Consider the following 19953-nt stretch of genomic DNA (forward strand, 5'->3'; position numbering starts at 1 on the left):
CACCGCAGCCGCCCTGTGGGAACGGGCCTGTGTGGGAGCGGGCTTGCTCGCGATAACGCTGTGTCAGTCACCTTATACGTATCTGACACACCGCTATCGCGAGCAAGCCCGCCCCCACCATTGAACCCCACGGTTAATTCAGATGGGAGCCGTTATGGTTGACCGGCACGACTACGTTGCCCTCGAATGGGTCAAGGGCGAAATCGCCGAAACCCTCAAACAGGCGCGTTCGGCGTTGGCCACCTATGTCGACGATTCGAGCGGCGAGGCGATCACGCAGTGCCTCGCGGGCATTCATCAGGTCCACGGCGCCCTGCAAATGGTCGAGTTCTATGGCGCGGCGCTGCTTGCCGAAGAAATGGAGCACTTGGCCCAGGCTCTGCAAGCCGGGCGTGTCAGCCAGCGTGATGAGGGTGTTCGCCTGCTGCAACACGCCTTGGGACAGTTGCCGTTGTACCTGGATCGGGTCCACGGCGCGCGTCGTGACTTGCCGCTGGTGGTCCTGCCGTTGCTCAACGATCTGCGTAGCGTGCATGGTAAAAGCCTGCTGTCGGAAACCAGTCTGTTCAGCCCGCAACTGCTGGTGATTGCGCCGCTGCCCGAAGATGCCCTGACCCAGCGTGCGCCAGAGGATTTCCCCGAGCACTTGCTACAATGGCGGCAAATGCTGCAGCAAGGTCTGGCCGGGCTGTTGCGTGAAGACCATGGTCCCAGCAACCTGGAAGATATGGCGCGGGTGTTCGCCCAGCTCGAAGCGCTGTGCCACGGCGCGCCGCTGTTGCCTCTGTGGCAAGTCACCTCGGCGCTGGCCGAAGGTATGCTTACCGGCGTTATCGCCAACAGTCCGGCGCTGCGCAGTCTGTTCAAGGCGTGTGACCAGGAACTCAAGCGCCTGCAAACCCACGGCATCGGGGCGATTAACACACCGGCGCCGGATGAGTTGCTCAAGAGTCTGTTGTTCTACATCGCCAAGGTCACCCGACCGACGCCGCGCATGCAAAGCCTCAAGGAACGCTACGGTCTGGACGACGCCTTGCCCGATAGCGCGTTGGTGGACGCCGAGCGTGCGCGCCTGGCGGGGCCCGATCGCAACGCCATGGGCTCGGTGCTGGGGGCGTTGTGTGAAGAGTTGGTACGGGTCAAGGAGCGCCTGGACCTGTTCGTGCGCAGTGACCGTCAGCATGCGTCCGACCTCGACAGTCTGTTGGCACCTTTGCGACAGATCGCCGACACCTTGGCGGTATTGGGTTTCGGCCAGCCGCGCAAAGTGATCATCGACCAGTTGGCGGTCGTGTTGGGTTTGGCCCAGGGCCAGCGTGAGCCGAACGACGCGGTCCTGATGGACGTTGCGGGAGCGTTGCTCTACGTCGAGGCGACCCTGGCCGGGATGGTGGGCACCGTCGAGCCGCAAAGCCGTGAAGAAAGCCGATTGCCGACGACCGACCTGACCCGGATCCACCAGATGGTCGTCAAGGAATCGTGCCAGTGCCTCAGGCAGACCCGGGAATTGCTCATCGACTGCCTTGAGGCAGGTTGGGACACGCAGTGCCTGGAATCCGTGCCCGAGTTGTTGACCCAGGTACGCGGCGCTTTGGCGATGATCCCGTTACCACGTGCAGCGCGCCTCATGCGCGCGTGCAATGACTATGTCGATGAACAACTGATGAGCAGCAAGGTGGCGCCTGCCGAAGTGTCGCTTGCGCATTTTGCCGATGTGCTCACCAGCCTGGAGTACTACCTGGAACGCATGCTCCAGGACCCGGACGCGCCTGGCGAACGGGTGCTGGATGTGGCCTTTGAGGGGCTGACAGCGCTTGGCTATGCCCCGAGCGAAAGCCCGTTGCCTTGGGGCCAGGCTCTGCCGGTGGGCAGCGATGAGGCACGGCCGCCAACCGCGTCGCTGGCCCATCCGACCTCGCGCCTCAATCCGCCGGCGCTGCAACGCCCCGGGAGCCTGCTGCCGCCGCCCGCCGATGAGCAACCGGTGGACGACGAGCTGCGGGACGTGTTCCTTGAAGAAACCGAAGAGGTGCTTGAGGTCTTGCATCGCCATGTACCGGACGGCACGGCGGGCTTGAAAGACAAGTCCACCTTGAGCGAAATACGCCGAGCCTTTCACACCCTCAAAGGCAGCGGGCGCATGGTTCGCGCCCTGGTGCTGGCGGAATTGGCCTGGGCCGTGGAAAACCTGCTCAACCGGGTGCTGGAACGCAGTGTGGCGTCGGGGGTGGAGGTCCAGGCGATTCTGGACGAAGCCGTGGCAGTGCTGCCTGAGCTGATCGCGGATTTCGCTGCGGGTACCCAGCGTCAACGCGATGACGTCGATCACTTGGCGGCACAAGCCCATGCCTTGGCGGTCGGTGTCGAGTTACCGCCGATGCAGGAGCAGGACACGCCTGCCCTGGATCCCTTGCTGCTGGAGATTTTCCGCAATGAGGTTCAAAGCCATCTCGACAGCATCAACTTTTTTTTGCAGCGCGCCACCGAGCAGATGCCGTTGCAGGTCAGTGACGAGCTGCAACGCGCGCTGCATACCCTCAAGGGCAGCGCCTATATGGCCGGCGTGCTATCCATCGCTGAGCTGGCGCGGCCGCTGGACCATCTGACCCGTGAATACAAGGCCCACCGCCTGGCGTTGGACCTGGACGAAATCGACCTGCTGCTGGAGGCCGAAGCGCTGTTGCAGCGCGGTTTGCGTCAGTTGGACCGCGATCCTCATGCGTCGATCAGCGGTGCCGCCGATTTGATCGAGCGCATTCAAGGGCGTCTCGACAGCCAGCTTGAAGCCTTTATCAACGGCCCGAGCGCAGGCAAACGAATCAAGCGTGATCCGCAGTTGATCAGCAACTTCCTGGCACAGGGCATGGACATTTTGCTCGACGCCGAAAGTCTTTTGCATCGTTGGCGGCAACATCCCGGCGAGCGCCAGGAACTCAGCGCCTTGCTGGAAGAGTTGACCACCCTGGGCGAGGGTGCACACCTGGCGGATCTACACCCGATGGACGCGCTGTGCGAAGCCCTGCTCGACCTGTATGGCGCTGTGGAAGAGAGCAGCCTGGCAGTCAGCGAGCGCTTTTTTCATGAGGCCGAACAGGCCCATGAAGCGCTGATCAACATGCTCGATCAATTGGCCGCCGGCCAGGAAATCAGCCCCGCGCCGCTGCGGGTGCGGGCCTTGCGCGAGCTGCTGGAAGAAAGCCTCGACCCGGCCGCCACTGGGCTGATCAAGAGCGATGGCAGTCGCGGCCTGAGTATTTCCGAGTTGACCACCGCCACTGCGCAGTTGGAGCAGAGCACGGCGCTAGACGATGAAATCGTCGAGATATTCCTTGAAGAGGCCGTGGATATCCTCGATAGCGCCGGGCAGTCCCTCAAGCGCTGGTTGCTCGATCCCGAAAACGCGACACCGTTGCCGTCTCTGCAACGCGATTTGCACACGCTCAAAGGCGGCGCGCGCATGGCCGGGATCGGCCCGGTGGGCGATCTGGCGCTGGAGCTGGAGACCCTTTACGAAGGCCTGGTCGACCGACGCTACAGCTATTCCAACGAAGTGGCGCAGCTGTTGATGGCCAGCCACGAACACCTGGCGCTGCAGTTGGAGCAATTGCAACAGCAGCAAGCGTTGAGTGATTCCAGCACTTTGACCAGTCAATTGCGCGAGTGGCGCCAACAGCCTGGCGCTATAGCCGCTGCAGCGCCGCCAGCACCCGATGCGGCGGGCAGTGATCCCGAATTGCTGGAGATCTTTCTCGAAGAAGCGGCGGATATCCTCGACAGTTCCGGCGCCGCGCTGGTGCGCTGGCAGGCCGACCCTCAAGGTCGCCAGGAAGTGGAAACCCTGCTGCGGGATCTGCACACCCTCAAGGGCGGTGCGCGGATGGTCGAGATCGGGCCGATAGGCGACCTGGCCCATGAACTGGAATTTCTCTACGAAGGCTTGTCGGCGGGCTTGCTGTCATCCACGGCGGAGCTGTTCGCGCTGTTGCAAGGCTGCCACGACCGCTTGGCGCAAATGGTCGATGCGGTGGCGGCGGGCATGCCCGTGGGGTCGGTGGAACGCTTGATCGAGCGGATCAGAAGCCTGGTTCGCCCGGCGGAGGAACACGCTGCTCCGTTGACGCTGTCTACCGGCAAGCCCGAGGCGGCGGCCGTCAGTGACCCGGCGGCGGACATGGTGAAAATCTCCGCCGAGCTGCTGGACGACCTGGTTAACCTGGCGGGTGAAACTTCGATTTTCCGTGGGCGTATCGAACAGCAGGTCAACGATGCGCGCCTCGCGCTGACCGAGGTGGAAACCACCATCGAACGGATGCGCGACCAACTGCGCCGCCTCGACATCGAAACCCAGGGCCGGATCCTCAGTCGCCAGCAGGCCGAGGCCGAACGGTTGGGCTACGAGGAGTTCGACCCGCTGGAAATGGACCGTCATTCCCAGCTGCAACAGCTGTCCCGTGCGCTGTTTGAATCGGCCTCCGATTTGCTGGACCTCAAGGAAACCCTCGACCAGCGCAATCAGGACGCACACAACCTGTTGCAGCAGCAGGCGCGGATCAACACTGAGCTGCAAGAAGGCTTGATGCGCACGCGCATGGTGCCGTTCGAACGCATGCTGCCGCGCCTCAAGCGCATCGTGCGGCAAGTGGCCGGCGAGCTGGGCAAGGAGGTTGAGTTCGTGGTCGGCAATGCCGAGGGTGAGATGGACCGCAATGTCCTGGAGCGCATGGTCGCGCCCCTGGAGCATATGCTGCGCAACGCGGTCGACCACGGCCTGGAGTCGCGTGAGGCGCGTCTGTTGGCGGGCAAGCCGGAGAAAGGCCGGATCACCCTGGACCTGACCCATGAACGTGGCGACATCATCTTCGACATGCGCGACGACGGCGCGGGCGTGCCTCTGGAGGCGGTGCGACGCAAGGCGATCAAGCGCGGCTTGCTCGACCCCAGCGTCGAGGTCAGCGACCGCGATGTGCTGCAATTCATCTTGCAGCCGGGCTTTTCCACCGCCGAAAAAATCACCCAGATTTCCGGGCGCGGCGTAGGCATGGACGTGGTTCATGAAGAAGTGCGCCAGCTTGGCGGCACGATGGTCATCGACTCCACGCCCGGGGCAGGCGTGCATTTCCGGATTCGTTTGCCGTTCACCGTGTCGGTCAATCGGGCGTTGATGGTGCAGTGCGCGGACGATCAATACGCGATTCCGCTGAACGCCATCCAAGGCTTGGTGCGAGTGCTGCCTGGTGAACTGGAGGGTCACTACCAACTTGATCCTGCAGTGTATGAATACGCTGGGCAGCGCTATGAGTTGCATTACCTGGGCGAGCTTTTGCACACCGTCGCCCGGCCTGAGCTGCTGGGTCAACACCAGCCGTTGCCGGTGTTGCTGATGCAATGCAATGACCGGCAGGTTGCCGTGCAGGTCGACGCCGTGGCCGGCACCCGGGAGATTGTGGTCAAGGGCCTGGGTCCGCAATTTGCCACGGTGCAAGGGCTGTCGGGGGCGACGATCCTCGGGGACGGCCGGGTGGTGCTGATTATCGACCTGCTGGCCTATATCCGCGCGTTGGCTCCGGCCTTGCCGTCTCAAGCGTCGGGCATGCTGCCGGCGCTCAATGAGCCGCAGCAGAAACGCCGGTTGCGCGTGCTGGTGGTGGACGACTCGGTCACGGTGCGCAAAGTCACCAGCCGGCTGTTGGAGCGCAACGGCATGAACGTGCTGACCGCCAAAGATGGGATCGACGCCATCGCCGTGCTCGAAGAGCACACACCCGACCTGCTGTTGCTGGACATTGAAATGCCACGCATGGACGGTTTTGAAGTGGCCATCCAGGTGCGCAACGACCCACGGCTCAAGCACCTGCCGATCATCATGATCACCTCCCGCACCGGGCAGAAACACCGCGACCGGGCAATGGCCATCGGCGTCAACGATTACCTCGGCAAGCCCTATCAGGAGTCGGTGTTGTTGGAGAGCATTGCCTACTGGAGCCCGAAACATGCTTGATCATCGAGCCAGCCAACTCACCGGATTGCTGCTGCCCCTGGCCGACCGTCACCTGTTGTTGCCCAACGTGGCGGTAGCGGAGCTGATCGACTTCCAACGCGGCGAACCCGCCAGCGACGCACCGCCGTGGTACTTGCGCCAAGTGACCTGGCGCGACCAGCAGCTGCCGCTGATCAGCTTTGAAGCCGCCTGCGGTGGCGCCAGCGCAATGGGCGAGCATGCAAGGATCGTAGTCCTCAATGCCCTGGGCGGGCGGGCGACGTTGAAATTCATTGCGCTGGTGATTCAGGGCATTCCACGCTCATACAAGGTCGACAGCCAGTTGAGTTACGTGGATGTGCCGCTCTGCCCGCTGGAACTGGCGGCGGTACAAGTCGGCGAACAGGTGGCGAAAGTCCCGGACCTGATGGGGCTGGAAGCGCTGCTGGTGGAGGCCGGGTTGGCCTGAACAAAATCCCTGTGACCGATGGAGATCAAAGGTGGGAGCTGTCGAGCCCCGGCGAGGCTGCGATGAGGGCGGACCTGCCGACATTTATGTCGCCTGACAGACTGTTATCGCAGCCTCGCCGGGGCTCGACAGCTGCTACGCGAGGTTGGCTTTTTGGGAAATGCCAATGCGCTCGGCTTAGTCTGCTATTCAATCCGTGCAAAACGCTCAATGGCTGGCTGTTCCCGGTGCTCCGCCTGCCACAGATCGTAGGTGCTTTGCATTGACAGCCACAACCGCGCTTTGCTGACACCTGCGCGTTCCAGCCTGACAGCAAGGTCCGGGCTGATCGGTGCATGGCCGTGCAGGATCCTGGAAAGCGTCTCCCTGGCAAAGCCAAGACGTTTAGCCATTTCGGTGATGGTGATACCCAAACTGGGCATCACGTCCTCAAGCAGGATTTCGCCGGGGTGAGGTGGGTTGTGCATACCCATGTAGGTACCTCTACTCAGTGGTAGTCAAGGTAATCGACCAGTTCGACCTGATCGTCGAGCATGCGGAAAATGATGGGCCAATTGCCGCTGACGGATACAGACCAATAGTCGACCAGGTCACCTTTCAGTTGGTGAAACCGCCAGCCAGCCAGGCAGCTCAAGCTCATCTCTACGTTCTGCTTTATCCAGAATGAGCAATACACGCCGCAAGCGCTTTGCATGATCAGCGTTAATACCTCGAGTCGAACCAGTCTCATAAAAAATCTTGAGACCTTTATGTTTCCAGCTGACGATCATGGTGCGATTGTGATGTGATACATCACGCCTTGCAATGCCCTTGCATCGGATTTGAGGGTGAGATTCATGGTAGCCCCGCTGGTGAGGTCATTCAGGCCTGAGAGACTAGAGAGGGCGGTTCCGAGCAACAACCCGAAAGAACCGTAGGAGACGTCGTCGTGGGGTGCGCCCTTGGGACTTTTCCTGCAAGTTTTCGCGTAATGCATGAACTTGTGGTGAGGTGTCTTCACGCCTAGTCTTTGACGGTCATCGCAAAAAACGGTGACACGGACGTGCAAGTCCGGTTACATATCGGCGCACCAACGCCCCTAGCCATTCAACGGGCGTTTTTTATGCTCGCTGTGTTTGTTATGGCGGCTGTGCGCGGGAGACCTTCGGGTCTGCCGGGGTCCGATATGCCCGGTCTTGCACACCTGCGTACAGCTGCCACCCAATTCGCGTGCAAGCGATCAGGGTCAGTCTCCCTCACATATCGGAGCTGTCTATCATGTTCAAACCCACACCCAATTCGCCCGCCTCATCCAGCCTCTTCAGCGTTAATCCTTACCAAAACACCGAAACCCTGTTGATCAACGCCAGCGAAACCCTCGCCTCACTCAACGCCTTGACCGGCGGCCTGGCTTTTGAACTGGTGGGTTCCCAGCGCGGTGTGATGCTTGCGATCCAGCAAATGACCGAACTGGGCCAGATGTTGGTGGAGCGAGCGCTGGAACAGTTATCCCCTTCCTCGGTGCTGTAAAACTTGATCAGTCCCAAAAAGGGACCTATCGTTCCCTTTTTGGGACTCTTTGGTCACCTTCATGCAAACCCTGTCTCTCAGCGCAGCCCTTTTTACTGTGACCCAGCAAAAAGTTCTGGGCTTGCTCTATGGCAAACCTGAGCAGAGCTTTTTTACCAATGAAATCGCGCGCTGGGCTCAAGTCGGTAAAGGCAGCCTGACGCGTGAATTGGAGCGCCTGCATCTGGCGGGTATCTTGAACATGACCCGCCAGGGTAACCAGACTCACTATCAAGCCAACCCTCAATGCCCGATATACGCCGAGCTGCTGGCCATCGTGCGCAAGTCCCTGAGCCTGGACGCACCGCTGCGCAATGCACTGGCACCGTTCGCCATACATTTGAAGTGGGCCTTTATCTACGGCTCCATCGCCAAGGACGCGGCGCACTCATCCAGTGACATAGATCTGATGCTGATCGGCGAAAGCCTCGACTACAGTGAAGTCATGGAACAGCTCATGCCGCTGGAGCAGCAGTTGGGGCGCACCATCAACCCAACGCTCTACACCCCCCAAGACTGGATTGGCAAATGGAATGCCGGGAACAGTTTTGTACGCCGGGTCGCGGATCAGGCCAAGATCAATCTCATTGGGGAAAACCCCATGGAGTCCAAGGATGGACAGCAAGATCAATCTGGAGAACCTGCAACGTAGTGGTGGATTGAAGGTGGAGCCGCCGGATCGCAAGGAATGCGAAGGTTTGATACGTTCGGCCAAGGACCGCTTGAAGGATGCGAGCTGCGTGAATTTGTCTTTTGCCAGTCGATTTGATCTGGCCTACAACGCAGCTCATGCCATCGCGCTTACCGCCTTGCGTTTGCATGGCTACCGATCCGAAAAACGCTATTTGGTCTTCCAATGCCTGACTCATACCGCTTGTATAGGCAATGTTCAGGTGAGGTTATTTGCCCTGTGCCACGAGCGGCGCAACCTGGCTGAATATGAAGGCTATATGGATGAGGATGAGGCGTTACTGCGGCAGTTGCTCGACAGCACTCAAGCGCTGTTGGGGGTGGTCGATCAACGGCTGAAACGCCCGTCTCAATGACACATCAGTAAAGCTCCCCCAAAGCCCGCCGATAACCCGAGGAGTCTTTCGGTGGAAGTAACGACGCAATGTGGCTATTCGACGTATTTGCCTGGTTGTACAACCTGAGCCCGTTTACCGGTGCCTTGTTGATGTGGTTTGCGGTGCTGGTGGCGACCGCGAGCTTGACGATGAGGTTCGAGTCGAACCGCGGGAAGCTGTGGGGATTTGTGGTCAGCGCATCCGGTGCGGTGATTATCTTGTTGTACCTGGAAAGCCTCAATCTTGATGACGATGGAAAAGCGCTCAAGGCGGTGGTGAGCAACCTGGTGGTGATGACCTTGGGTGGCCTTGGCTCTGGCCTGCTCGCGGTGGCCATATCCCAAGGGCCTGACGAGGCTGAAGACACTCAGGCCCGTACCTTCATTCGTGAGCGACTGTTGAATATCTTCGAGTACGCGTTCTTTTTTATCGGTGCCTGTGCATTCGTGCTGTTCGTTACTTCCCTGTTACCGGCACTGCTGCAAAAGCCCGTGGCGACGGAGCATGAGATAGCGAGCCTGTTGGTGGTGTTTCTGGGCGCAGGCTTGGGTTACGCGATAGCCGCCGGTCCTCGTCGACTGAAAAACTGGGAGCAACTGGGCGCCGGCATGTTGGTGGTATTGCTGCTGTTCCTGCTGCCCGTGTATGTGCAGGGCTTGCTCGGGTTGTGGAACGGGGCGCGGACGGCGGTCTTGAGTTTTCATGCGGTGGCAGTGCTGGCTTTAGCCTGGACGGTGTGGCGTCAGCGCATTAACGCCCGTGACGCCAAGTGATTCGCACCGTTACTCCAGCCGTAACAGTTCGCCGCCGAGCTTGATTGATGGGCCCGTGATTCGCTCCTAAGGTAAGCCCCACGACAGCGAACCCGTGGAGCGAGCATGACAACAACAATAAACCCCGATTCGCGCTGGACGCGGCGGCGCGATGAAAAGCGGCGGCGACTCGGGCTGGTCAAGTCCATTGCCGACGGTGCGGTGATCCCCAGTGACCGGCTCGTCGAAGCGCTTGAAACGCTGATCCTGCCCGGCGACCGCGTGGTGCTGGAAGGCAACAACCAGAAGCAGGCGGATTTTCTCTCGCGTTCCCTGGCCAAGGCCGACCCGGCCAAGCTTCACGACTTGCACATGATCATGCCCAGCGTCGGGCGCTCCGAGCACCTGGACCTGTTTGAAAAGGGCATTGCGCGCAAGCTCGATTTCTCCTTCGCCGGCACCCAATCGCTGCGCATCAGCCAGTTGCTGGAAGACGGGCTGCTGGAAGTCGGTGCAATTCATACCTACATCGAACTTTACGCACGGCTGGTGGTGGACCTGATCCCCAACGTGGTGCTGTCCGCCGGTTTCATGGCCGACCGCGCCGGTAATATCTACACCGGCCCCAGCACCGAAGACACCCCGGCGCTGATCGAGCCCGCGGCGTTCAGCGATGGCATTGTCATCGTCCAGGTCAACCAGTTGGTGGACGACGTCAGCGATTTGCCCCGCGTCGATATCCCGGCCAGTTGGGTCGATTTCGTGGTGGTGGCAGACAAGCCTTTCTACATTGAACCGTTGTTCACCCGCGATCCACGGCACATCAAACCGGTGCATGTGTTGATGGCGATGATGGCGATCCGTGGCATCTACGAGAAACACAATGTCCAGTCGCTGAACCACGGCATCGGTTTCAACACCGCCGCGATCGAGCTGATTTTGCCGACCTACGGCGAATCCCTCGGCCTCAAAGGCAAGATCTGCCGCAACTGGACGCTCAACCCTCACCCAACCTTGATCCCGGCCATTGAAAGCGGTTGGGTCGAAAGCGTGCATTGCTTCGGTACCGAACTGGGCATGGAAAACTACATCGCCGCCCGTCCGGATGTGTTTTTCACCGGTCGCGACGGCTCCATGCGTTCCAACCGGATGTTCTGCCAACTCGCCGGGCAATACGCCGTGGACCTGTTTATCGGCGCCACCCTGCAGGTGGACGGCGACGGCCATTCCTCCACCGTGACGCGCGGTCGCCTCGCCGGTTTCGGTGGGGCGCCGAACATGGGGCACGACCCACGTGGTCGGCGTCACGGTACGCCGGCCTGGCTCGACATGCGCCACGGCGATGCGCCTGAAGCTTTGCTCGAACGCGGCAAGAAGCTGGTGGTGCAGATGGTCGAAACGTTCCAGGAAGGCGGCAAACCGACCTTCGTCGAAACCCTCGACGCCGTGGAAGTGGCGCGCAAGAGCGGCATGTCGTTGGCGCCGATCATGATCTACGGCGACGACGTGACCCACCTGCTCACCGAAGAAGGCATCGCCTACCTGTACAAGGCCCGTTCCCTGGAAGAGCGCCAGGCGATGATTGCGGCGGTGGCCGGCGTCACCGCCATCGGCCTGCGCCACAACCCCAAAGACACCGCGCGCATGCGCCGCGAGGGGTTGATCGCCTTGCCGGAAGACCTCGGCATCCGCCGCACCGACGCCACCCGCGAGCTGTTGGCCGCGAAAAGCGTGGCTGATCTGGTGGAGTGGTCCGGTGGCTTGTACAACCCGCCCGCCAAGTTCAGGAGCTGGTAAATGCACGCACTCAAACTGCACACACTGACGTTGGCCGAGCAACTGGCTGACTTGGCGGTAGAGGCCTTGATCGACGAAGCGGATCTTTCGCCCAAGCCGGCCCTGGTGGATCGGCGTGGCAATGGTGCCCACAACGATCTGCACCTGGGCCTGATGCATGCGTCGGCGCTGTCCCTGTGGCCGGCCTTCAAGGAAATGGCCGAGGCGGCGATTGCACTGGGTGAAATCGGCCTGCCGTTGCGCGAGGCGCTAGGGCGAATCGGCCGCGAAGGTGAGCAGTCAATGCTCGCCACCACCCAGGGCGTGAACACTCACCGTGGCGCGATCTGGGCCCTTGGATTGCTGGTCGCCGCCGCCGCCCTGGCGCCTGAATCACGCAACGCCAATGCGCTGGCCTTGCGGGCGGCGCGCCTGGCGCTGCTTAACGACCGGCATGCGCCGCAAGCGCTGAGCCATGGCGCGCAAGTCGCGCGCCGCTACGGTGCTCGCGGCGCCCGCGAAGAAGCACAACTGGGTTTCCCGTCGGTGCTGCAACGCGGCCTGCCGCAGCTGAAAAAAAGCCGCGCGCACCCGCACGGCGAACAGAACGCCCGCCTCGACGCACTGCTGGCGATCATGACCCGACTGGCCGACACCTGCGTGCTCTATCGCGCCGGTACCGAAGGCCTGCAGGCCATGCAACAGGGCGCGCAAGCGGTGCTGGATGCGGGCGGCAGCGCGAGCCTGGCCGGGCGCCGTCGACTGAATGAACTGGACCAGCAGTTGCTCGCCTTGAATGCTTCCCCCGGAGGCGCTGCCGACCTGCTGGCCGCTTGCCTGTTTATCGACCGCATCGAGTCTTGCGATGGAGCGTTTTGATGGAAACCTTATCCTTTGAATTCCCCGCCGGGCAGCCGCCAAAAGGCCGTGCGCTGGTGGGGTGTGTCGGTTCCGGTGACCTGGAAGTGCTGTTGGAACCGGGCACCGCGGGCACCTTGACGATCCAGGTGCAAACCTCGGTCAACGGCGCCGGGCAACGTTGGCAACACCTGTTCGAGCGGATCTTCCAGGAGCAGACCCCGCCGGCCCTGAACATTGATATCCACGACTTCGGCGCCACGCCCGGCGTGGTGCGCCTGCGCCTGGAACAAGGTTTCGAGGAGGTCGGCCATGACTGACTTGCGCAGCAAACACAGCTTTGTCGAACTGGGTGCCCGGCAGCGGGCCCAGGCCTTGCTGGATGCCGGCAGTTACCGGGAACTGATCGACCCGTTTCAGCGAGTGATGTCGCCGTGGTTGAGCCGTCAGGGCGTCGTGCCGCAAGCGGACGATGGCGTGGTGATCGCCAAGGGCCTGATCGCTGGATTGCCGGTGGTGATCGCCGCGATTGAAGGCAATTTCCAGGGCGGCAGCCTGGGTGAAGTGGGTGGCGCGAAAATCGCCGGCGCCCTGGAACTGGCCGCCGAAGACAACCGCAACGGCGTTCCCACCCGCGCGGTGCTGTTGCTGGAAACCGGCGGTGTGCGCTTGCAGGAAGCCAACCTCGGGCTGGCGGCGATTGCCGATATCCACGCCGCGATTGTCGATCTGCGCCAGTACCAGCCGGTGATCGGCGTGGTGGCGGGCAGCGTCGGTTGTTTTGGCGGCATGTCCATCGCCGCAGGCTTGTGCAGTTACTTGTTGGTGACTCGCGAAGCACGGCTGGGCTTGAACGGCCCGCAAGTGATTGAGCAGGAAGCCGGCCTTGAAGAATACGATTCGCGCGACCGGCCATTTATCTGGAGCCTGACCGGCGGCGAACAGCGCTTTAACAGTGGCCTGGCCGACCGTTATGTGGCGGACGATGTGGCGCGGATCCAGCAGCAAGTCACTGAACTGTTGCACCTGGGTTTGCCGGCACGCCAACGCAGTCGCCAAGCCGATGACTACCTGGCGCGCCTGGCCTCGCTGGACGCCGAGCCGCAAATCGATGCGGCGACGGTTCGTGATCTGTATCAGGGAGAACGCTCATGAGAGGTGTGCAGTGGTTCAACGCGTTGAGCGCCGGGGCGACGCCGGTCAGCGGTTTGCCAGACTCGCTGAAAGTCGCGGATGCGCTGCTCGGCGAGCAAACCGTACGCGTTATCGCGGTGGTGCCCGATGCCCACAATCGGTTTCCCCGTGCCCGTAGCGGTGAAGTCGGTTTGCTCGAAGGCTGGGGCTTGGCCAAGGCGGTCGATGAAGTGATCGCCAGCGGCGATAAGCGCCCGGTGATTGCCATCGTCGATGTGCCGAGCCAGGCCTATGGACGGCGCGAAGAGGCGCTGGGCATTCACCAGGCGCTGGCCGCCGCCGCCGACAGCTACGCCCGCGCGCGTCTGGCCGGGCACCCGGTGATCGGCTTGCTGGTGGGCAAGGCCATGTCCGGGGCGTTTCTCGCCCACGGCTATCAAGCCAATCGCCTGATTGCCTTGCGCGATCCGGGCGTCATGGTTCACGCCATGGGCAAAGCCTCGGCGGCGCGGGTGACCTTGCGCAGTGTCGAAGAATTGGAAGCGCTGGCCGCCAGCGTGCCGCCGATGGCCTATGACATCGACAGCTTCGCCAGCTTGGGTTTGCTGTGGGAGAGCTTGTCGGTCGACAACATTCAACAGCCCACGGCCGACGACGTGGCGCGGGTCAGCGACTGCCTGGTGCAGGCCATCACGGATGTGCGGCGCGGCGCCCGTGACTTGAGCGGTCGTCTGGGCGCGCCCCATCGCGCAGCCTCCAGTCACGTTCGTCAGTTGCTGCGGGAACAATGGTGAACGCCCACGATTTGCTCTGGGGCATGACCCCGGGCCAGCTCCCGGCCGATGCGCCGGGTTGGGTGCTGGACGCGGTCAGCGCGGGGCATCCGGTGGTGGTGCGCCGAGCAGTGGTCGACGGCGGTTGGCTGCCGGTCGGCGTGCGTGGCCCGTTACGCGAGCAACGCTACGCAACGCTGATGCCGATTGAGGCGATTGTGCGGCGGGTCACCCCGCAGGCATTACGCAATGTGACCTCGCCACGGGACTTGCCCGCCTTGCGCGCACTGGATCAACTGCGGCCCTTGCTGGAACCGTTGGAGTGGGGCGTCAGCGGCAGCGCCGGGTTTGAATTGGCCAGCGGCATTGAGGCGTTGCATGCCGACAGTGACCTGGACCTGATTGTGCACACGCCCGAACCGATGAGCCGACGCGAGGCCGGTGAATGGCTGGCGTTGTTGGACACGGCGCTCTGCCCGGTGGACGTGCAGTTGCAAACGCCTTTGGGCGCGCTCGCCTTGCGCGAATGGGCCGGCACCGCCGCGCGTGTACTGCTCAAGGCCCGCGACGGTGCGCGATTGGTGCGCGATCCGTGGCAGGCCGGCGCATGAGCAGCCTTCTGGTGTTTCCAGGCCAGGGCGCGCAGCGTCCGGGCATGCTCGCGCAGTTACCGGCCAGCGTGCTGCAAGAGGCCAGCGACAGCTTGGGCGAAGACGTACGCCAGCTCGATTCAGCGCAAGCTTTGAGGTCGACCCGCGCCGTGCAGCTGTGTCTGTTGATCGCTGGGGTCGCCAGTGCGCGTTTGCTGGAGCACACAGCGGATTACGTCGCGGGCTTGTCCATCGGCGCGTACCCGGCAGCGGTGATTGCGGGCTCGCTGGAATTTCGCGATGCACTGAAACTGGTCAGTCTGCGGGGCGAGTTGATGCAGCAGGCTTATCCCGATGGCTACGGCATGACCGCGATCATCGGCCTGGACCTGGCGGCGGTGGAAGCGTTGCTGGCCCAGGTCCACAGCCGGCAGACCCCGGTGTACCTGGCCAATATCAACGCCGATAACCAAAGCGTCATCGCCGGCAGTCATGCGGCCCTGCAAGCCGTCGCCGAACGGGTTCGCGGGCGCGGGGTCGCCAAGCGACTGGCGGTCAGTGTGCCGTCGCATTGCCCGCTGCTGGAGCAACCCTCCCAGGCGCTGGCGGCGGCGTTTGCCGGGGTCACCTTGAACACCCCGACCATCCGTTACCTGAGCAGCAGTCGCGCCCGCCCGATTCGCGACCCCGAACAGTTGCGCGACGACTTGGCCTTCAACATGTGCCGCGTCGTCGACTGGCGCGGCACCGTACAAGGCGCGTACGAGCGCGGCGTGCGCCTGCAAATCGAATTGCCTCCAGGCGCGGTGCTCAGCGGTTTGTCGCGGCGCGTATTCGAACAAGGGCGTGTCATGGCGTTCGAGGGGACGCGTCTGGACACCTTACAGGCACTCCTGCGAGAGGAGGGCAGCCACCACCGATAAAGCGTGACCTTGGCTTTCGAAGCACAACAACAACAATTTCGAATAAGCATAAAGAGGACTACCAAGATGATTATTTACGGTGTGGCGTTTTTAGCCATATGTACCCTGACCGGGCTGTTTATCGGCGAGCTGTTGGGCAAGTTGCTGGGCATTCCGGCTAACGTCGGCGGGGTCGGCATCGCGATGTTGCTGCTGATTGGTGTTGGCAGCTACCTGGGCAAACGCGGCCTGTTTACCGGCAAGTCGGAACAAGGCCTGACTTTTTGGGCGGCGATCTACATCCCGATCGTGGTGGCGATGGCGGCCCAGCAAAACGTCTACGGCGCCATCAGTGGCGGTCCCATGGCGGTCCTGGCCGGGACCTGTGCGGTGGTGGTGGCGTTTGCCCTGGTGCCCGTCCTGGTACGTATCGGCAACCGTGAACCGGATGCTGCCTCCACTACCAAGTCGGTGGGGTGATCGCCATGTATGAATCCTTGATGAAAGTCATTACGGGCTACGGCTTGATCAGCGGTTTCGCGCTGATCGGTTTGACGATGTGGGTGTCTTACTGGATCTCCGACAATTTCACCAAAGGCCGCCTGCATGGTTCGGCCATCGCGATTCTGCTGGGCTTGGTGCTGTCCTATGTCGGCGGCGCCTTCACCGGTGGCTCGAAAGGCGTGGTGGATATCCCGTTGTTGTCGGGCATTGGGCTGCTGGGTGGGGCGATGCTGCGGGATTTCGCGATTGTCGCCACCGCCTTCGGGGTCAGTGTCGATGAGCTTAAACGCGCCGGGTATGTGGGTGTGCTGGCGCTGTTTGTCGGGGTCGGTTCATCGTTTATCGCCGGTGTGGGCGTGGCGATGGCCTTTGGTTACACCGATGCGGTCAGCCTGACCACCATCGGCGCGGGCGCGGTGACCTACATCGTCGGGCCGGTGACCGGCGCGGCGATTGGCGCGAGTTCCGAGGTCATGGCGCTGTCCATCGCGGCCGGGTTGATCAAGGCCATTCTGGTCATGGTCATGACACCGTTCGTGGCGCCGCTGATCGGCCTGAACAATCCACGCAGCGCGGTGATTTTCGGCGGGCTGATGGGCACCTCGAGCGGTGTGGCGGGCGGATTGGCGGCGACCGACCCGAAACTGGTGCCTTACGGGTGCCTGACGGCGGCGTTCTATACGGCGCTAGGGTGTTTGCTCGGGCCGTCACTGTTGTTCCTGATGATGCGCGGGCTGGTGGGCTGATCCGGTACTTCAGGCCGCCAAGTGTCGGTTGGCATACATCCGACACTCCGCGAGCAACGCCAGCAAGTTCGGATCACGCTCCTTGGCCTTCAAGAACACCACGCCAATGTGCTGCTGCAAGCGGTAGCGTGCCTGTAAGGGGATCAGCTTGACCCGATTCTCGTACACCGCCGCAATCCTGCCCGGCAGCAGCGCATAACCCACGCCCGAGCTGACCATGCTCAGCAGGGTGAAGATATCGTTGACCTGCATCGCCACCTTCGGTTCGAAGCCCGCTTGCTTGAACACCTGGTTGCCATCCTGGTGCGTGGCGAAGCCTTGGGTCAGGGTGATGAACGTGGCGTGGCGGACTTCGGCCAGATCGATTTCGTGTGCGCGGTCGAAGGGTGAATCGGCCGGTGTGGCGAGGAAGATATCGTCGGAAAACAGTGGGATCTGTGCACAGTCCGGGTCGCTGGCGTGTTCGTCCAGAGAGATCAGGATCGCGTCGACTTCCATGTTCTTGAGCTTGTACAGCAAGTCGAAATTGGAGCCGAGGATCAGGTCGATATTCAGCTCGCTGCGGCGGATCTTCAGGCCCATGATCAACTGCGGCACGGTCTTCACGGTCAGCGAATACAGGGCGCCGAGCTTGAAGCGCTCGGCGGAAAAACCAGCGGCTTCGCGGGTCAGGCGCACACTGTCGACCACTTCCTGTACCAGCTTTTGCGCGCGCTCCTCCAGCACATAGGCACTCTCCAGCGGCGTGAGGTTGCGACCCTCGTGCTTGAACAGCGGGCAGCGCAGGGCGTTTTCCAGGGAATGGATGGCGCGGTGTACGCTGACGTTGCTGGTCTGCAACTCGGCGGCGGCGCGGGCGAGGTTGCCGGTGCGCATGAATGCCAGGAAGATTTCCAGCTTCTTGAGGGTGAACTCTTCGTCGATCAGCATGGCGGTGACTCTTGTTCGAATGCCCTCGATTGTGCCCGCAAAACCGCCGGGCTCCCAGCGCTGTCCCCGGAACATCACATTAGCCTTGCACTCTTATGCGCAAGGCTGGAGGCTTGCCAGCCAATCGGTAACGGTCACGGGAGATGACGCACAGATGTACCACGGGGAACGATTCAACGCCTGGAGCCATTTGCTCGGTGCCATCGCGGCATTTACCGGTGCAGTGTGGATGTTGGTGGTGGCGAGTCTGGATGGCAGTCCCTGGAAGATCGTCAGCGTGGCGATCTACGGGTTTACGCTGCTGGTGCTGTACAGCGCCTCGACGGTTTATCACAGCGTGCGCGGGCGCAGAAAACAGATCATGCAGAAGGTCGACCACTTTTCCATCTACCTGTTGATTGCCGGGAGCTACACCCCGTTCTGCCTGGTGACCCTGCGCGGGCCCTGGGGCTGGACGCTGTTCGGGATTGTCTGGGGGCTGGCGGTGATCGGCATTTTGCAGGAGATCAAGCCGCGCTCCGAAGCGCGGATCCTGTCGATTGTGATCTATGCGGTGATGGGCTGGATCGTGTTGGTGGCGGTCCAGCCGCTGATCGCTGCGCTGGGCACGACGGGGTTCATCTGGCTGGCGTCAGGCGGCGTGTTGTACACCGTGGGTATCCTGTTTTTTGCCCTGGAGGACCGTTTGCGGCATTCCCACGGGATCTGGCATTTGTTTGTGATCGGCGGCAGCCTGCTGCATTTTGTGGCGATCATGCGGTATGTGCTCTAACCGACACAGGAATTAAAACTGTGAGAGCTGGCGTATGTGGGCTAATACCGTTGAGCTTTTTGTAGGAGCGAGCTTGCTCGCGAAGAACGTCAACGATAACGCGTGTTTCCTGAATAACGCGGCGCCTATGAGTTTTTCGCGAGCAAGCTCGCTCCTACAAAAAACTCAACCACATTAGGCAAGCCCAGATTGGATTTGTGGTGTTTTGACGAGGTGGGTTTACAACCGATCCAACTGTTCCTGCGCCCGGTTGCCGAAGATTTCCAGCAGACTGGCGAGCATATGCGGCGGCGGTTCATCGACGCGGGTCAGGGCGTACAACGTGATGGGCAGCGGCGGCGCCAGCGGACGAATGCAGGTCGCCGTTGTCGACGCGCCCAGCGCCGTGAACGGGTCGATCACCGCCAACCCGGCGCCGGATTCCACCATGGCGCGGGCCAGTGAATAAGTCTGTACCGAAATACGCACCCGAGGCGGCGGCTCGACGGCTTCCAGGTAACTGTCGAGCCGTGCCGACAGCGGGTCGGCGCTGGACAGACCAATCAACGGCGCCCCCGCCAGCCCTCTCAAGGGCAACGGCTTGGCCAGTTCCGCCTGCGGCCAATAACCTCGCGGCGCCAGCGCCACCAGTACGCCGTGGGCCAGCGCCTGGGCCTTGAGTCCGGGATGGTCCGGGGACTTGAGCGTCAATGCGACGTCCATCTCGCGCATCAACAGGCTCTGCACCAGCTCACGGCTGTGGGCGCTGGACAATTCACAGGCAATGTTCGGATAGCGCTGGGTCCATTCACCGATTGCCGGTGGCAACAGCGATAACGCCAAGGCCGGCGTGGCGCCGATCCGCAGGCTCTGACCGGGCTCACGCCGCAGGTTATGCGCCAGCCGCCTGACGCCTTGCAGGCTTTCGCTGACCTTATCGACTTCGCGTTCCAGGGCCAGCGCTTCCGGGGTCGGCTGCAACTTGCCGCGTATTCGCAGAAACAGCGGGAAACCCAGCTGCAGCTCGGCGTGTTGCAGCACTTTGGTCACCGCGGGTTGCGAGACGTGCAACAACTGAGCGGCGGCACTGATCGAACCGGTCTGGCGAATGGCCTGGAAAATTTCGATATGACGCAAGCGCATGACGAGTCCATAACCTTTGCTTATAGGTGGTCC

Annotated in this window: 19 protein-coding genes and 1 pseudogene; 16 read left to right on the forward strand and 4 right to left on the reverse strand. The window is 61.9% G+C overall.

Annotated features, from left to right (window positions below; all coding sequences use genetic code 11):
* Positions 1-154 precede the first annotated feature (154 nt).
* Positions 155-5998, forward strand: coding sequence for an Hpt domain-containing protein (locus BLU75_RS24710; RefSeq protein ID WP_084378553.1), 5844 nt, complete (start codon positions 155-157; stop codon positions 5996-5998).
* Complete coding sequence (locus BLU75_RS24715) at positions 5991-6446, forward strand: chemotaxis protein CheW (RefSeq protein WP_084378552.1); 456 nt, start codon at positions 5991-5993, stop codon at positions 6444-6446. The genes BLU75_RS24710 and BLU75_RS24715 overlap by 8 nt, the downstream gene beginning before the upstream one ends.
* Positions 6447-6631: 185 nt before the next feature.
* On the opposite strand, the gene BLU75_RS24720 is transcribed toward BLU75_RS24715, so the two are convergent.
* Positions 6632-6919: a HigA family addiction module antitoxin gene (locus tag BLU75_RS24720; protein ID WP_084378551.1), complete on the reverse strand. Its 288-nt coding sequence runs from the start codon at positions 6917-6919 to the stop codon at positions 6632-6634.
* Between the two features lie 14 nt (positions 6920-6933).
* Positions 6934-7216: pseudogene (locus tag BLU75_RS24725) on the reverse strand (type II toxin-antitoxin system RelE/ParE family toxin).
* Positions 7217-7703: 487 nt separating this feature from the next.
* Between BLU75_RS24725 and BLU75_RS24735 the strand changes: the two are divergent.
* The 13 genes from BLU75_RS24735 to madM all read left to right on the forward strand — a co-directional run bounded on the left by BLU75_RS24735 (position 7704) and on the right by madM (position 17096).
* Positions 7704-7955, forward strand: coding sequence for a DUF6124 family protein (locus BLU75_RS24735; protein ID WP_084378549.1), 252 nt, complete (start codon positions 7704-7706; stop codon positions 7953-7955).
* Between the two features lie 61 nt (positions 7956-8016).
* Positions 8017-8646 (forward strand): nucleotidyltransferase domain-containing protein, encoded by a 630-nt coding sequence (locus tag BLU75_RS24740; RefSeq protein WP_084378548.1) that lies wholly within the window; start codon positions 8017-8019, stop codon positions 8644-8646.
* On the forward strand, positions 8609-9040 hold the full coding sequence (locus BLU75_RS24745; RefSeq protein ID WP_084378547.1) for a hypothetical protein: 432 nt from the start codon (positions 8609-8611) through the stop codon (positions 9038-9040). Before BLU75_RS24740 ends, BLU75_RS24745 begins: the two co-directional genes overlap by 38 nt.
* 68 nt (positions 9041-9108) lie before the next feature.
* Positions 9109-9834 (forward strand): hypothetical protein, encoded by a 726-nt coding sequence (locus tag BLU75_RS24750; protein ID WP_084378546.1) that lies wholly within the window; start codon positions 9109-9111, stop codon positions 9832-9834.
* 105 nt (positions 9835-9939) lie between these two features.
* A complete protein-coding gene (gene mdcA, locus BLU75_RS24755; RefSeq protein WP_084378545.1) occupies positions 9940-11610 on the forward strand; it encodes a malonate decarboxylase subunit alpha in 1671 nt (556 codons plus the stop codon).
* Complete coding sequence (locus BLU75_RS24760) at positions 11611-12468, forward strand: triphosphoribosyl-dephospho-CoA synthase (protein WP_084378544.1); 858 nt, start codon at positions 11611-11613, stop codon at positions 12466-12468.
* The gene (locus BLU75_RS24765; RefSeq protein WP_084378543.1) at positions 12468-12767 is read left to right on the forward strand and encodes a malonate decarboxylase subunit delta; all 300 of its coding nucleotides are present in this window, start codon (positions 12468-12470) and stop codon (positions 12765-12767) included. Before BLU75_RS24760 ends, BLU75_RS24765 begins: the two co-directional genes overlap by 1 nt.
* Positions 12760-13602, forward strand: coding sequence for a biotin-independent malonate decarboxylase subunit beta (locus BLU75_RS24770; RefSeq protein WP_084378542.1), 843 nt, complete (start codon positions 12760-12762; stop codon positions 13600-13602). The genes BLU75_RS24765 and BLU75_RS24770 overlap by 8 nt, the downstream gene beginning before the upstream one ends.
* The gene (gene mdcE / locus BLU75_RS24775) at positions 13599-14375 is read left to right on the forward strand and encodes a biotin-independent malonate decarboxylase subunit gamma (protein WP_084378541.1); all 777 of its coding nucleotides are present in this window, start codon (positions 13599-13601) and stop codon (positions 14373-14375) included. Before BLU75_RS24770 ends, mdcE begins: the two co-directional genes overlap by 4 nt.
* Positions 14369-14965 carry a malonate decarboxylase holo-ACP synthase gene (locus BLU75_RS24780; RefSeq protein WP_084378540.1) on the forward strand — a complete coding sequence of 199 codons (597 nt, stop codon included), beginning with the start codon at positions 14369-14371 and terminating at the stop codon, positions 14963-14965. The genes mdcE and BLU75_RS24780 overlap by 7 nt, the downstream gene beginning before the upstream one ends.
* Positions 14962-15867 (forward strand): malonate decarboxylase subunit epsilon, encoded by a 906-nt coding sequence (mdcH, locus tag BLU75_RS24785; protein ID WP_084378539.1) that lies wholly within the window; start codon positions 14962-14964, stop codon positions 15865-15867. Before BLU75_RS24780 ends, mdcH begins: the two co-directional genes overlap by 4 nt.
* Positions 15868-15933: 66 nt before the next feature.
* Positions 15934-16326, forward strand: coding sequence for a malonate transporter subunit MadL (madL, locus tag BLU75_RS24790; RefSeq protein ID WP_084378538.1), 393 nt, complete (start codon positions 15934-15936; stop codon positions 16324-16326).
* A gap of 5 nt (positions 16327-16331) precedes the next feature.
* Positions 16332-17096: a malonate transporter subunit MadM gene (gene madM / locus BLU75_RS24795; protein ID WP_084378537.1), complete on the forward strand. Its 765-nt coding sequence runs from the start codon at positions 16332-16334 to the stop codon at positions 17094-17096.
* A gap of 9 nt (positions 17097-17105) precedes the next feature.
* Here the strand turns inward: madM and BLU75_RS24800 are convergent, their stop codons facing one another.
* Entirely contained in the window at positions 17106-18026 is a 921-nt protein-coding gene (locus BLU75_RS24800) for a LysR family transcriptional regulator (RefSeq protein WP_084378536.1), read from the reverse strand.
* Between the two features lie 154 nt (positions 18027-18180).
* Between BLU75_RS24800 and trhA the strand changes: the two genes are divergently transcribed.
* Positions 18181-18798 (forward strand): PAQR family membrane homeostasis protein TrhA, encoded by a 618-nt coding sequence (gene trhA, locus BLU75_RS24805; protein WP_084378535.1) that lies wholly within the window; start codon positions 18181-18183, stop codon positions 18796-18798.
* Positions 18799-19017: 219 nt separating this feature from the next.
* Here the strand turns inward: trhA and BLU75_RS24810 are convergent, their stop codons facing one another.
* Positions 19018-19920, reverse strand: a complete 903-nt coding sequence (locus BLU75_RS24810) for a LysR family transcriptional regulator (RefSeq protein WP_084378534.1) — start codon at positions 19918-19920, stop codon at positions 19018-19020.
* Positions 19921-19953 lie beyond the last annotated feature (33 nt).

Source organism: Pseudomonas mucidolens (assembly GCF_900106045.1).
GTDB classification, from domain to species: domain Bacteria; phylum Pseudomonadota; class Gammaproteobacteria; order Pseudomonadales; family Pseudomonadaceae; genus Aquipseudomonas; species Aquipseudomonas mucidolens.

Excerpts from the sequence above, each read along its gene's own strand:
- BLU75_RS24710 (WP_084378553.1), top strand. The coding sequence starts at position 155 with ATGGTTGACCGGCACGACTACGTTGCCCTCGAATGGGTCAAGGGCGAA.
- BLU75_RS24715 (WP_084378552.1), top strand. The coding sequence starts at position 5,991 with ATGCTTGATCATCGAGCCAGCCAACTCACCGGATTGCTGCTGCCCCTG.
- BLU75_RS24720 (WP_084378551.1), bottom strand. The coding sequence starts at position 6,919 with ATGGGTATGCACAACCCACCTCACCCCGGCGAAATCCTGCTTGAGGAC.
- BLU75_RS24735 (WP_084378549.1), top strand. The coding sequence starts at position 7,704 with ATGTTCAAACCCACACCCAATTCGCCCGCCTCATCCAGCCTCTTCAGC.
- BLU75_RS24740 (WP_084378548.1), top strand. The coding sequence starts at position 8,017 with ATGCAAACCCTGTCTCTCAGCGCAGCCCTTTTTACTGTGACCCAGCAA.
- BLU75_RS24745 (WP_084378547.1), top strand. The coding sequence starts at position 8,609 with ATGGACAGCAAGATCAATCTGGAGAACCTGCAACGTAGTGGTGGATTG.
- BLU75_RS24750 (WP_084378546.1), top strand. The coding sequence starts at position 9,109 with ATGTGGCTATTCGACGTATTTGCCTGGTTGTACAACCTGAGCCCGTTT.
- mdcA (WP_084378545.1), top strand. The coding sequence starts at position 9,940 with ATGACAACAACAATAAACCCCGATTCGCGCTGGACGCGGCGGCGCGAT.
- BLU75_RS24760 (WP_084378544.1), top strand. The coding sequence starts at position 11,611 with ATGCACGCACTCAAACTGCACACACTGACGTTGGCCGAGCAACTGGCT.
- BLU75_RS24765 (WP_084378543.1), top strand. The coding sequence starts at position 12,468 with ATGGAAACCTTATCCTTTGAATTCCCCGCCGGGCAGCCGCCAAAAGGC.
- BLU75_RS24770 (WP_084378542.1), top strand. The coding sequence starts at position 12,760 with ATGACTGACTTGCGCAGCAAACACAGCTTTGTCGAACTGGGTGCCCGG.
- mdcE (WP_084378541.1), top strand. The coding sequence starts at position 13,599 with ATGAGAGGTGTGCAGTGGTTCAACGCGTTGAGCGCCGGGGCGACGCCG.
- BLU75_RS24780 (WP_084378540.1), top strand. The coding sequence starts at position 14,369 with ATGGTGAACGCCCACGATTTGCTCTGGGGCATGACCCCGGGCCAGCTC.
- mdcH (WP_084378539.1), top strand. The coding sequence starts at position 14,962 with ATGAGCAGCCTTCTGGTGTTTCCAGGCCAGGGCGCGCAGCGTCCGGGC.
- madL (WP_084378538.1), top strand. The coding sequence starts at position 15,934 with ATGATTATTTACGGTGTGGCGTTTTTAGCCATATGTACCCTGACCGGG.
- madM (WP_084378537.1), top strand. The coding sequence starts at position 16,332 with ATGTATGAATCCTTGATGAAAGTCATTACGGGCTACGGCTTGATCAGC.
- BLU75_RS24800 (WP_084378536.1), bottom strand. The coding sequence starts at position 18,026 with ATGCTGATCGACGAAGAGTTCACCCTCAAGAAGCTGGAAATCTTCCTG.
- trhA (WP_084378535.1), top strand. The coding sequence starts at position 18,181 with ATGTACCACGGGGAACGATTCAACGCCTGGAGCCATTTGCTCGGTGCC.
- BLU75_RS24810 (WP_084378534.1), bottom strand. The coding sequence starts at position 19,920 with ATGCGCTTGCGTCATATCGAAATTTTCCAGGCCATTCGCCAGACCGGT.